This window comes from Candidatus Thiodiazotropha sp. AKAK2, assembly GCF_058244685.1.
The window spans coordinates 32,582-45,786 of record NZ_JBSYOP010000007.1; the positions used below are offsets into that span (position 1 = coordinate 32,582).

Consider the following 13,205-nt stretch of genomic DNA (forward strand, 5'->3'; position numbering starts at 1 on the left):
CACCACCAATGACCGATAGGATTGCCTCACAGCAGATTGATTACTCCCCGGTAGCCTTGGGTAAGCGTATCTTTGTCAGTCTTACATTACTCGTCCTCATCATTTCATCGGCCATGACCGGGGTCTACTATTGGCAGTACCAGGATCGGCTGCGCCAGGAAATGCGGGAGAAACTACACGATATCGTGACGGTTGCGGCTCTGCAGATCGACGCCGAAGCCCACAATACCCTAAGGTTACCCGAACAAGAGTCTGGTCCGACCTACCTCAGGCTACGCCGTGATCTGCAGCGCATCCGCGACTCTGCCACCGGAATCCGCTACGTATACACAATGGTGCCGAGCGCGGATGGACAGATCATGTTTGTGCTCGACGCAGAAACGAATCCTGAGGAGATTGCCCACCTCGGTGATCTATACGACGATGCCAGCGAAACACTTAAAACAAACTTTGCTTCGCTAGACAAACCTCTTGTGGAACAAGACTTCTACACAGATAAATGGGGCACCTGGCTCACGGCATACGCCCCTTTCTACAGCAGCGACGGCAAGCGGGCCGGCGTGCTGGGTATCGACATCGAGAACAGTAATATCCAGACTCGGGAACGCTATCTACTACTCACCTCCCTGCCGATATCATTCGCGGTCATTCTCGCAGTCCTGATCTTCAGTTGGCTTGTCGCCTATCGGTTGTCAGCCACTACGCGCTCAGCCCTGCAGTCGCTACGTGCCAGCGAAGAGAAGCTACGCAATATCGTGGAGTACAGCAGCAACTTACATTACTTTCACACAGATCAACATGTGCTCACATATCTCAGCCCCCAGACCCATCGATTTCTAGACTGCGGACCGGAAGAGGCGAAACGGCGCTGGATGGAGTTTGTAAGCGACCATCCGGTTAACAAAAAGGGATTTGAGATTACCCAGCGCGCCATTGATACCGGTGAACAACAGCCATCTTATGAATTAGAGCTTGTCGGCACAAAAGGTCGCAAAATTTGGGTGCAGGTCAATGAAGCTCCGGTAGTACAAGAAGGCAGGACTATTGGCATTGTCGGCGCTTTGACAGATATCTCCGAAAGCAAACACTACGCCGATTTCATACAGCACCAAGCTACTTATGATGCGCTTACGGATCTTCCAAACCGTCGACTGTTAATGGATCGGCTGAGTCAAACCCTGACCCGTTGTCGACGCCATGGGAAAAAGGGTGCCCTGCTGTTCCTCGATCTTGACCAATTCAAGCACATCAACGATTCACTGGGCCATCCTGTCGGTGATGCTGTGTTGAAAGCTGTCGCAGAACGGCTCAAGAAAAATCTTCGCGATGAGGACTCTCCCGCCCGCCTGGGTGGTGATGAATTTGTACTGCTGTTCAGCGAAGTTGGGGATGATACCGAGAAGGTCGCGGAATATACTCAGATGTATGCGGAAAAAATTCGTGATTTGTTGTCAAAACCCTATAAGATCCAGGACCACGAATTACATGTAACCCCAAGTATCGGTATTGCACTGTTCCCAATGGAAGATGAGAATGCAGACGACATTCTACGTCATGCAGATACCGCCATGTACAGGGCTAAAGAGGCAGGGCGCAATACAGTGCGTTTCTTTCTGCCAAGTATGCAGCATGCGGCAGAAGAACTGCTGCACCTGAAGAATAATATACAGCAGGCGCTGGAGAGACGGGAGTTCCAATTGCACTATCAGCCCCTGGTCGATCATGCTAATAATCTACTGGGATTGGAGTCATTGATACGTTGGCGACACCCGAAACGGGGGCTGATTCAACCCGATCAATTCATTCCTGTGGCCGAGGACACAGGACAGATTCTGAAGATTGGCGAGTGGGTTCTGGCAAACGCGCTCCAACAATACAAAACCTGGACACATTTCCCAGGATTCCCGCTGCCTAGCCGAATGTCGGTCAACATCAGTCCACGGCAATTCCTCAATCCGGATTTCGTCATAAAGGTTGAGCGCCTCCTCGCAGAAAGTGATGTTGATCCTGCCTGCCTGACCCTTGAAATCACCGAAGGCGTACTTCTGAATAAGCTGGATATGGCACGGGACAAGATGCTGACATTGAAGAAGTTGGGCGTTCGTTTCAGTATTGACGATTTCGGCACCGGATATTCATCTCTGGCATACCTGCGCAGATTACCTGTGGACGAAATCAAGATCGATCGTTCCTTCATTCGTGATATCAGCAACGATCCCGAGGATGCCAGCCTGGTCGAGACCATTATCACGCTCGCAGATAAACTGTGTCTCCAAGTGGTTGCTGAAGGAGTGGAGCACTGAAGAACAGTGCTGTTTCCTGAGAGAATGCGGCTGCAGTTGTTTCCAAGGCTATTATTTTCACCGGCCTCAATCGGCTGATACATTGGAGGCATTGTTCAAGTAGTGTGAGCTGATCCAATCTCGATCGGGGAAAAGGTGTCAGTACCCTTATTTCACTTATTTAATTACTGTTTTATTTTTATTTGGGCGTCCTCTTCTTGCCTGACCTACTTTACACTCTAGTTGCTTTTCAATCTGCTCGCAAAAGCGAGCACTGCCAAGGCGTGCCGGTTTAAACAGTCGTACGGATATCGTGAACCCGATCAGCTGCTAGTGCATTGCAGAATCATTTAAGATAAAAAAATGCCTTCTTGGTAACCTTGGGCAAATTGTCGATATACAGCATGAGGAGTAGTCAATTTGTCAGTGTACTGGGTGGCGTTGACCGATAACTGGACCAACGATAATTGATTGGTTTTTTACCATACCCGCCCGAACTGGATTGAGTTCTCTGTAACGCATACAAGACAATAGATACGTGTCATTGTCAATCACGTATCCTTTGTGGCGTCCTTACCGCAATGTACCAGACCTACTGTAGGCATTATTGATATGGGGGACATAATGGCGGCCTATGAACTGCATGATTTTACTGATCGCCTCAGACGATTCGGGTGTTAGAAGTAAATGGAGATGATTAGTCATTAAGCTATAGGCGTGGATGGCGCAACCGTGTTTGTTCGCACCCTCTTTCAAGCATCCCAAATAGGCCTGATAGTCATCAGATTCAAAGAATACGGGTTGGCGACTATTGCCACGCTGTATCACGTGGACAGGGATACCTGGTAAATAGAAACGGCGTTTTCTTGGCATTTTAACATCCTTGTTCAGATGGCTATTGAAGAATGATTGAACTAACTATATGGGCTTAAGGGTACTGATCCCTTTTCTGCTGAAGGGACGTCGCTTTAAAGTGCGAATGATACATCGACTCTGACTCCACGTGATCAGTATCAACGCCATCATTCACTGCTACACTCAACAGTAAAGGGGAACTCATTTAACCATTCATGAAGAGTGCTCGTCGGCCAGCCCTTATTGCCTGGCATACGGATTTACAGAGTGCCTTCACTGAATCCAAGTGTACTTACGGATAGAGCATCGGTGAAAAACACCTATAAGCCAAGGGCCGACAAGGCGCATTGAGATTCACGATTCACACTCAAACGAGCACGGGATCTAGCGGATAAACAATTAACATGGAGTGAAGTGACATGACTAGAGTATTTCGAGGTGTTACCACCACACCAGAAAAGTTGATCAAACGTCATGGGTTCAAGGCATGGCAGTCTTTGGATAGAAATGCAGCACTGAATGTGATTGCCTCATATTGTTTGAAAGGCAGATACAATCCTCCAAATGTGAACAATGCATTAGTTTCCAACATGCTGAAAAGGCAATTAGATCTTGCACTCATTCGACGATCGACAGAGGGCGAGCAAGATTACCAGCGGCGAAGAGAGGCGTTCTGCCCCAACCTCAATGATCTCAGAGTACTTGTGAAGAAGGAAAAGCGGAATGACACATTTTGGATCTCCACAGATCCAACACCTGCCTGCGGCGGATATGCCGGCAACTACGTATACTGGATTGAACTGCCTGAATTGAGAGTTGTCAGCCCAGGCTTTAAGCACAAAGGCATTTCCATAGGTAACAGGCAGGGGAGATTTGCCAAGCTTATGACCGATGGCTCCGGACAGGTCGTCGCCCTCGATCTTTACGGAAATGCGGGTGCAGAATACGCATTCCTAACCGGGATTAAATTGGACTGGATTAAGTATGTAAAGCATAAGCAAAGGAGCGCAATTCCGGAATCGTATGAACTTGTAACGGGCCTGGAATTTGAAGGGCCCTGGTATAAAATGCCAACAGGCTGGAAACGCGATAAGGTGCAACCCACACCGCCAACAACAAGAACAAAGCCCCCAAGGCCGGACAAGAGAAACCGGCCGAGAATTAACAAGTGAAATAGCACCTAATCCCATAATCCTCTTCCTGCTGATGGAAATAGGATTAACAATAAAAGAACGATCCAGCTGGAGCGTCGTGCCCGGATATAAGGGGGCAAAGCCCTATCGGTATAACCGTCAATCCGTGGGTGAGGGGAGGTAACTTACTCTACGCGCTAGAGGGGAGGATACAAAACAATGAGAGTATCAAGATGCTACTGATTTTCGTGGGCACAGCGAACATTGACTAGTTCTCCTTCAAAAGCACTGTCGTCAACAGTCCAGCGTGCAATTAATTTGAACCTCTCTCCAGCATTCAAAGCTATGGACAACATTCCCTGGTTCCAGTCACCTCCGGGCTGATAGGCGTGCTGAGTAGGAAACTGCGCCCAGCGAAAAGCAATCATCGCCACCTTGCCTTGATTGGCCGGTTTCAGACGCTCAATTCAGCCGCTTGTTGACAGGGGGGCACTCTTCAGATTCCGTAATGATGCGCCAATCCGCCACTTGAAAATGGGAATACCCTTGGCGGCATCATTGCGTAGAACAGTCATATATATGCATGAGCTTGCATAGGGTTCAATCGAGTCAATGGAAAAGCCACGATTCACATAGAAGGCGTGAACTTGAACCGGCAGGATTTGCGTCAGAGAAACGGTGGCGCCATCTGTTGTTGTCTGCCAGGTTTCTATCCCTGTCTCTGTATCGATTCTATGGAATTAGGCGCTCATGGCCGAACTGGTGATGAGGAGGCAGAGCAGACTGAGTGACTTTTTCATGCTGTTAATCTTCAACCAGAGTCAGTTACGTTAATAGCCGTTTAGGCTGCCATGGTACCAGTGCTCTCGATATAACTTCATAATAACAGCTTAAAGATAGTGTAATCTCAGGGAAAACCACACATGCCATAGTGTCTTCCTTCTCTTTCTACCCATATAGATTGACTAGACTTTAAATCAGCCCCTGATCAATTCTTACCAGGTAGTCCAACGTGCCCTGGTCTGTCCCGATATATTTTATATAATCGATTGATCCTTGGGCATTCAAATGTCCGGAATGGGAGTGACCTGGAAGCTGAGGTCATGTAGGCACCTGGAGTTGCCGTTAATCATAGGTAATCTCTATACAGAGCAGCATCCTGTACAGAATGGCCAATCACCTGAAAATCCATTGGGAGGCGAGCCATGAGTATTTCCAATACCGTCCGATCCTATATAGAGGGTCAATCCATACCCTTTGAAGTCATTACTCACCGACACACTCAATCAAGTATGGAGAGCGCTGGCGCAGCACATGTTGAGAGTGACCACCTGGCCAAAGCGGTTATCGTCAAGGAGGGTGATGAGTTCATGATGGTAGTCGTCCCTTCGGACTACCATATTCACTTGGGCAAGCTACACAAACTGCTGGGCAGAGATGTTGGCCTGGCGACCGAGAACGAGCTGATGCAGCTTTTTCCCGACTGTGAACGTGGCGCCATACCACCACTCGGCACGGCCTATCGACTGATCACCCTGGTCGATAGCAATCTGCTGAATCAAAACGAAGTCTATTTCGAGTCGGGGGACCATGAGCATCTGATCAAGGTCTCCGGTGAGGAGTTCGCCCATCTATTGGGTGAAGCAGAACTGGTTGATGTGACTCGACACCACTGAGCGACGATAAAGAGGGAAGTTGTTGAAGCCGGGTCAGTGAGCGGTGGCAAGGATGAAAGGGACTCCTTCTGCTGTCCCGGTATTTTCAGGAAGGGTGGGGCCATGCCCCACCGATTAAAGGGGTCAAAGCCCTTTTTCTAAGGGTGTTTGCCTAGCGGCCTGCCCGGATTCAGTCAGAAGGCCATGAAGGCAGTAGGAGAGGTCAATTTTACTAGGGATTCTTGGAGGTTTAGCAAAAGGTTGACCGGGCAAAAGCTATTTATAGAGTGTTACTGCTGTCAGCTTTCCGACCTGATATGAGGGGGTGCTTTTATATTACCGATACTTCTCGTTGCGAATGGATCGAATTGGAACCTGATACCGGGGGCAGTTCAGCCCCCGATACAAGGACTCTTACAAGAATCCACCGTAGATAAACCTGTCGCCACCATATAGATCAGGGTTGCTGAACATGAACTCGTCTTTGGAAATCATTCCATCATCATTCATGTCGGTCATCATGAAACCCTTGCTAGCAGACTTCTCAGCATAGTCCATGTACTCATCCTTGCTGATCATTCCATCCTTATTCTTGTCCATCATACCTTGTGTCATCTTCATTTTTTCCATTGCAAGAAAATGACCGTAAAGGTCGGGATTTCCGGCGAACGGATTGTCTTGTGCGTGAACAGCAACACTAGGTAATGCTAATGTCAAAACGAGTGCAGTAGTTGCAGCAATTTTCTTCATCTGTTTTCTCCTAACTGACTATTGGTGTCTGAGCAGGGGCCGCTAAGACGGCGATCCCCGGCACAGGTGTGAGTAAATAATTCTGCTGAAAAAGGCTCACATATTTATCACGGCGGAATAACAATTCATTACATTAGGAGCGATATATCAGGGGTCGGAGTCAAGCCACAATACGCAGTGAGAAACTGGCGATATCATCGATTGGCTTGCCTCCGATCCCTCGATCGAAAAAAGGGTGCGGGGCCGAATTTTTGATTCAGATGGTAAAGAAGGGGGAGGGGTTGTATAGAGGATCAGGTGGTGATCGACATGATTCTTCAATACAACCAGTCAATGAGCATTTTGCTGCAACCACCTCAGTTGTTACGGGTAGTATTGACGTCGCCGGAATGTGACTGGCTTGCTAAGCAGCGGGCTTTTTCACCCATATCTCTTGCTTCGTTCTCAAGCTGAGAGACCGTTACAGTCGAACGATGCTTCGAGATACTGGTTACTTGTGGTGAGAGTGAACCAAGCCTTAGCGATCCTTTTAGATGTGATATCACGTATGGTTTATTTTAAATCGGCTGATTATCTCTGGTCGAATTATCAATGTCATGCATTGGACACGGTTGTCAATGGGTATACTCCACACGCGGAAGTTCTAAAAATTAGCAAATAGCGATTCAGTGAGGCGGAGAAAATACCGTAACTTGTAGATCGTTTCTAATTGATCCCGGAAGAAACCGGCGTCACCGAGACTGCCGGTTTTTTTGCGTCGATGTTGGCGGGGGCGGAGTCAAGCCGCGACTCGCCGGGAGAAATTGGCGATAGCGTCGATTGGCATGACTCCGGTTCGTCGGTATTTACCCTTTTGACAGCAGCTCATCGTCAAGCCAGCGCTGCAACATCAATCCGAACTCAGTCACGACATCGACATCGGGGAAATCCTGCGCCAGATATGCGCCAACGGCCTCCAGCGTGTCTCCGGTGCAGACACGGGCCAAAGCCGCGGATTCAAACTTTGAGATACTCCGAAAATGGGGTGAATGACCCTTGCGCCAAATCAATACTTCGATGGGTTGCGCCGACTGCTCAACGACCGGCGGCTGCCCGTCCTGGTCGATGGCATGCCAGATATCGAGGGTATTGTGGTGTTGTGTGGTGGTGCTCAGCGTAGGTACAGGCTGCAAACGGATGTCGCTGATTTCCGTGGCGGCGGCAAGGCGTTGCAGGTCGTCGTGGGTCAACAGGTCGCTGTCGGCGCCATCGAACGCCCTGCGCAGCTTCCAGTCCATCAGCGCCAGTTCCGATATCTCCCTGTCACCGGGAAATTGCTCAGCCAGGAAACGGGGGAAATCCTGACCGTAAAACCCGATGTTGGTGTTCGTCGACAGGTGTGCCTGAACGTAAGTCGAAGCGAGCTGTTGGAACCACTCATCCCCCAGGTAGATGGCGGTATGTTCAAAGGTGTCCAGCAATACGTCGATCAGTCGAATACGGTAGGCGTTGTGATAAATACCCAGGCGCTCTTGGCTGGGCAATCCAGCGGCGGATTCTCTAATCCAGTCTGCTTCGGAGCACTCTGCAGCGAGTAGGTTGCGTTGAAACCGGGTTTGCAATTCTTCTAGGTTCATACGGCGATTTCCTGATTTAGAACGTCATTGGCAATTGATCGGGCAATATCCAGTTCAGACAGGAGCTCTGCCAGTGGTGGGATATTGGCGTCGCGCTCAATCATTGTGGGTATGTAACCGAAATGCATCAGCGCTTGCCGGTACAGATCCCAAACATCGTCACAGACCGGGTGGTCATGGGTATCGATCAAATGGTCGCCATTGTTCAGGTGGCCGGCCAGATGGAACTGGACGACACGGTCGGCCGGCACGCCTTCGATGAACCGCAAGGGATCAAAGCCATGATTAAAGGCACTAACGTAGATGTTGTTGATGTCGAGCAATATCTGGCAGCCAGTCGTCTGGCTGACCTCTGTCAGAAATTCCCATTCGGTCATTTCGGATGCTTTGTATTCTACGTAGCTGGATACATTCTCCAAAACCAGAGGACGTTGCAGCACTTCCTGTGCCTCATTGACGTTGCGCTTGATGATTTGCAGCGCTTCATTGGTATAGGGAAGCGGTAGCAAATCGTGAAGGATACGTCCATGAACGCCGGCCCAGCACAAATGATCCGATACCCACATGGGCTCGATGCGTTGCTCGAGAACCTTGAGTTTGCGTAAATAGTTTTTATCCAAGCCGTCGATTGCACCGATCGACATGGAAACGCCGTGCATCACCATCGGGTAATCGGCGCGAATTTTGTCAAGCATGGCCAGCGGCTTTCCGCCATCGACCATGTAGTTATCAGAAATGACTTCCAGCCATTCCACCGGTTGGGGGCCGGCTAGAAAATCATTGTAGTGTTGGGTGCGTAGCCCGAGTCCAAAACCAGAAGTCATCTCTGCATCCTTATTAGTTATGGTTTACTATTTGATGTCGGCGATGACGCCATCGGCTGCCAGGCAGTCTTTTGCTTTCATGCCCTTGAAGCCATGGCCGCCGCATTTATTCTGACCTTTACAGGCATGCTCGGCGGTCTTACAGTCTGAGTTTCCTTTGCAAGAGTGCACTCCGTAGCAATGCACCTTGTCGCCAGCGCCGATAGCAGCGCCGTGGCTGCCTGCGGGTGATTCTGCGGCACCGACAGGCGCGCTCAGTGCCACTGCGAGGGCTGCGGTGGCAAAGCTGGAAGGGATAGTGAATTTTTTCATCTGTTTTCTCCTAAATGACTATTGGTGTCTAAGCAGGGGGTGCTACGACGGCGAGCCCTGGCTCAGGTGTGAGTAAAGAATTCTGGTGAAAAAGTCTCACATATTTATCACGGCGAGATAACAATTCATTACATCAGGGGCTACCCTTCGATCAGAAAAGGTGCCGGACCGAATTTCCGTTTCAGACGGTAAAGAAAGGGGAAGGGCTGGTTAGAGGGTCAGGCGGTGATCGATAATATTCTTAAGTGCTTACAGTCGAAGGGCATTTTACCGCAACCCCCTGAGTGGTTCCCGGCAGTACGGGCTTCGCCGCAATCGGACTGGTTTGCTTGGCAGCGGACTTTTTTTACCCATCTCTACATGGCACAGCGTCAGAAGGAGAGGTTGCCTGGTGGCCTGTTGCCCAAATTAAGCCGTAAAGCCGCCGGATGTGGGCATTGTCATCAACTGAATGGTTTTCGGCAGCATGGCTTGAGATTGAAAGACAGGATTTTTCACTCTGTTATGATGGTTTCAAGATTTAATCCAGAATAAATAGATAAGGCATCCAGGCCGTTTCAATGAGTAAGATTCAGTGTGTTTTTAGTGGTATCACTTTGAAAGCGATAATTACAGTATTTTTACTGCTTGGTCTCGCTCTGACAGCAACTGCAGAGCCACTTGAGTTAACTCAAGATGAACGGGCCTTCATAGAGTCCAGTCCCGTTATCCGTGTACATAACGAAACTAACTGGCCGCCCTTTAATTACGTACGAAATGGAAAACCCCAGGGCTTTTCCGTCGATTTCATAAATCTAGTCGCTGAGCGGGCTGGTTTGGAAATTGAGTATGTAACTGGCCCTTCATGGAGTGAGTTCCTCGAGATGATGAAAACGGGTACGCTCGATGTGATGCTGAATATCGTCAAGACCCCGGAACGTCAACAATACCTATTGTTTACCCAGCCCTATGCAGACAATCCGAATGCCATCCTAAGTAAGAAAGAGAAACCTTATGAAAAGATAGAGTCGCTTTTCGGAAAAACGGTGGCGATACCAAAAGGCTTTTTTACGGAAGAGATTCTTATTAGGGACTATCCTGAGATCAGACTGCTTTCAGTGAAAAATATGCTGGAAACGATGAAGGCGGTCTCTTTTGGGAAGGCCGACGCGGCACTGGGAGAGTTGGCGGTTTTCAACCATCTTTTGAATGAGCACATGATGTCCGGTCTGACGATCAGCGGTGAAGCTTTGATGGGAAATCCCGAGTACTCTCTGTTAAATATTGCTACACGTCAAGATCTTCCTCTTCTCGCCTCCATTCTGAGAAAAAGCATAGCGTCAATAAGTCCAGAGGATAAAAAGAGGCTTCAACAAAAATGGTTGTCCAACATCGTAAAAAAGCGACTCGTATCCCCCCTGACGGACGAAGAACGTGATTTCATTCAGTCGCATCCTGCCATTCGTGTGCATAACGAGTTGAACTGGCCACCCTTTAATTATACGCAAGATGGAGATCCTCAGGGATTCTCAATCGATTTCATGAATTTGGTCGCTGAAAGAGTAGGGTTTGATGTTGAATATGTATCCGGGCCTTCGTGGAACGAGTTTCTCCAGATGATGAAAATGGGCACCCTGGACGTGATGCTGAACATCGTCAAGACCCCGGAGCGGAAAAAATACCTTCTGTTTACCCAGCCATATGCAGACAATCCAAACGCCATTCTCAGCAAGAAAGATAAACCCTATGAAAGTATAAAGTCGCTTTTTGGGAAAACGGTGGCAGTACCGAAAGGCTTTTTTACGGAAGAGATTCTGAGCAAGAATTATCCGGAGATCAGACTGTTACCGCTGAACAATATGTTGGAAACGATGAAAGCCGTGACTTTCGGGAAGGCTGATGCTGCGCTGGGAGAGCTAGCGGTCTTTAACCATCTTTTGAATGATCACATGATGTCCGATCTGGCGATCAGCGGCGAAGCCCTGATGGGTGATCCCGAATACTCATTGCTGAATATTGCCACGCGTAAAGATCTTCCGGTTCTTGCTACCATCTTGCGAAAGGGAATGAAGTCGATCTCGCCTGCGGAGAAAAAAGAGCTTCAACTGAAATGGCTCGGCGCATCCGAGGTAAAGAAAGATCCTAATGCGCTTACACAAGATGAAAGTGTTTTTTTGGAGGAGAAACCTACTATTCGGTTTAGGGTCAATCGAGACAGGGCTCCCTATGAGTTCAGTCTTGATGGCATCGCAGCCGGGATTGCAGTGGATTACGTCAAAGCGGTGGCCAATAAAACCGGTTTCAATGCTGAATTTGTTATCGATGACCGCCCGATCTCTGAAGCGCTTAAGTCGGTAAAAAGTGACCGGAGAGACTATGATACCTTGCTGTACGCCGTAGAAACGGCAGAACGAAGAGATGAGTTCTCGTTTGGTGATCCCTATTTGGCGAACCCGATCATGATCGTGACTCACAATTCGTCAGGATACGTTGGTCAAATGTCAGATCTATCTGGAAAAGTACTTGCTATCGAAAAGGGATTTATTACACACCAATGGGTGTCGAGGGACTATCCAAGTATCAGAGTCATATCAGCCAACACCACACTCGATGCACTCCAGATGCTACGGAATCAAGAGGTCGATGCGTACTTGGGCAACCTAGCGATTGTTAACTATATGATTAATCGAAAGGGGATGAGCGATCTTCAAGTGGCAGCTCCCTCCGGATACGATGACATAAAATTTAGCTTTGTGGGTCCAAAGGAGTGGCCGGAATTAACGTCTATTTTGAGCAAAGGGCTACGGAAAATTTCGGCAGAAGAACACACTGAGATTCAACAGAAGTGGTTTTCGCTACAGGTTCTTGAAAAGGTCGATTATAAAAAGCTCATCTATATCAGTTTGTTTTTCGTAACCATTATTCTTGTCGTTACTTACAAAAATCGGTCTATCAGGACAATTAACGAAAAGTTGGAAACTTCACACCGGCTGATCGAGGAAAAAAACAGACTTCTTAGAGAGTTGGTCATTACGGATAATTTGACGAAGATCTATAATAGGCACAAGCTGGATGAGGTTCTTCTCTATGAGTCCAACAGGGCCAACCGATCTAAATCCAATTTTGGTGTCATTTTGATGGATATTGACTATTTCAAAAGGACCAACGATACCTATGGTCATCAAAAGGGTGATAAGGTGCTGAAGGAGTTTGCAGATATATTGCGGCGCAGCTCAAGGCGAAGCGATGTTGTAGGCCGATGGGGAGGTGAAGAGTTTATGGTCATTTGCACGGAAACAACGTTGAATGGCTTGGTCGCATTTTCAGAGAATCTCCGAAGCAGCATATCCAAACACGCTTTTTCAACAGGTGAGAACAAAACAGCCAGTCTGGGTGTATCTGTGTATCAGGCGGATGAGAGTGTTAACGAATTGATAAAAAGAGCGGATGAGGCACTTTATCTGGCTAAGGAGAAGGGCAGAAACAGAGTTGAATATCGATGAGTCGCCTTCTGCTGGACTGCCTCATAGAGAATAATCAATAACGGGACAAATTCGAGATGTATATGAAGCTTGGTTTATTCTGATGGTGATAACTATGCATTCAAGGCTACGCCGATGGTGCCTGGGGATTTTGATATTCTCAATGACTTCCGTTAATTTAAGTGTTGCTGACAAGAAAAAATACCAATCCTGAACTTGGTTGAGACACCAATTCCAGTGGAATAAACGGGGCAGCAGTGGCATTGACCCCATTAATTGCCACATAAATCATTACTATACAGGCTTGGGATTACCAC

General features: G+C 48.3%; 10 protein-coding genes. 5 read left to right on the forward strand and 5 right to left on the reverse strand.

The genetic code is table 11. The annotated features are described in order from the left end of the window. The first annotated feature begins 8 nt into the window (after window positions 1–8). Window positions 9–2,303 (forward strand): putative bifunctional diguanylate cyclase/phosphodiesterase, encoded by a 2,295-nt coding sequence (locus tag AC4IE8_RS01990; RefSeq protein WP_490790186.1) that lies wholly within the window; start codon window positions 9–11, stop codon window positions 2,301–2,303. A gap of 552 nt (window positions 2,304–2,855) precedes the next feature. Here the strand turns inward: AC4IE8_RS01990 and AC4IE8_RS01995 are convergent. Further along, on the reverse strand, window positions 2,856–3,155 hold the full coding sequence (locus tag AC4IE8_RS01995; RefSeq protein ID WP_083226080.1) for a transposase: 300 nt from the start codon (window positions 3,153–3,155) through the stop codon (window positions 2,856–2,858). Window positions 3,156–3,556: 401 nt separating this feature from the next. Between AC4IE8_RS01995 and AC4IE8_RS02000 the strand changes: the two genes are divergently transcribed. Continuing rightward, complete coding sequence (locus AC4IE8_RS02000) at window positions 3,557–4,309, forward strand: hypothetical protein (RefSeq protein ID WP_068991983.1); 753 nt, start codon at window positions 3,557–3,559, stop codon at window positions 4,307–4,309. A gap of 1,166 nt (window positions 4,310–5,475) precedes the next feature. Further along, window positions 5,476–5,946 (forward strand): aminoacyl-tRNA deacylase, encoded by a 471-nt coding sequence (locus AC4IE8_RS02005; protein WP_490790187.1) that lies wholly within the window; start codon window positions 5,476–5,478, stop codon window positions 5,944–5,946. A gap of 393 nt (window positions 5,947–6,339) precedes the next feature. On the opposite strand, the gene AC4IE8_RS02010 is transcribed toward AC4IE8_RS02005, so the two are convergent. The 4 genes from AC4IE8_RS02010 to bufA2 form a co-directional block, all read right to left on the reverse strand. After that, window positions 6,340–6,675, reverse strand: coding sequence for an EF-hand domain-containing protein (locus AC4IE8_RS02010; protein WP_068991972.1), 336 nt, complete (start codon window positions 6,673–6,675; stop codon window positions 6,340–6,342). Between the two features lie 845 nt (window positions 6,676–7,520). Then, a complete protein-coding gene (locus tag AC4IE8_RS02015; RefSeq protein ID WP_490790188.1) occupies window positions 7,521–8,291 on the reverse strand; it encodes an HvfC/BufC family peptide modification chaperone in 771 nt (256 codons plus the stop codon). Further along, complete coding sequence (gene bufB, locus AC4IE8_RS02020; RefSeq protein WP_490790189.1) at window positions 8,288–9,115, reverse strand: MNIO family bufferin maturase; 828 nt, start codon at window positions 9,113–9,115, stop codon at window positions 8,288–8,290. The genes AC4IE8_RS02015 and bufB overlap by 4 nt, the downstream gene beginning before the upstream one ends. A 27-nt stretch (window positions 9,116–9,142) precedes the next feature. Further along, a complete protein-coding gene (gene bufA2 / locus AC4IE8_RS02025; protein WP_490790190.1) occupies window positions 9,143–9,427 on the reverse strand; it encodes a BufA2 family periplasmic bufferin-type metallophore in 285 nt (94 codons plus the stop codon). Between the two features lie 225 nt (window positions 9,428–9,652). Between bufA2 and AC4IE8_RS02030 the strand changes: the two genes are divergently transcribed. Beyond that, complete coding sequence (locus tag AC4IE8_RS02030; RefSeq protein ID WP_490790191.1) at window positions 9,653–9,961, forward strand: hypothetical protein; 309 nt, start codon at window positions 9,653–9,655, stop codon at window positions 9,959–9,961. Window positions 9,962–9,987: 26 nt separating this feature from the next. After that, on the forward strand, window positions 9,988–12,909 hold the full coding sequence (locus AC4IE8_RS02035; protein ID WP_490790192.1) for a transporter substrate-binding domain-containing protein: 2,922 nt from the start codon (window positions 9,988–9,990) through the stop codon (window positions 12,907–12,909). Window positions 12,910–13,205: the final 296 nt, after the last annotated feature.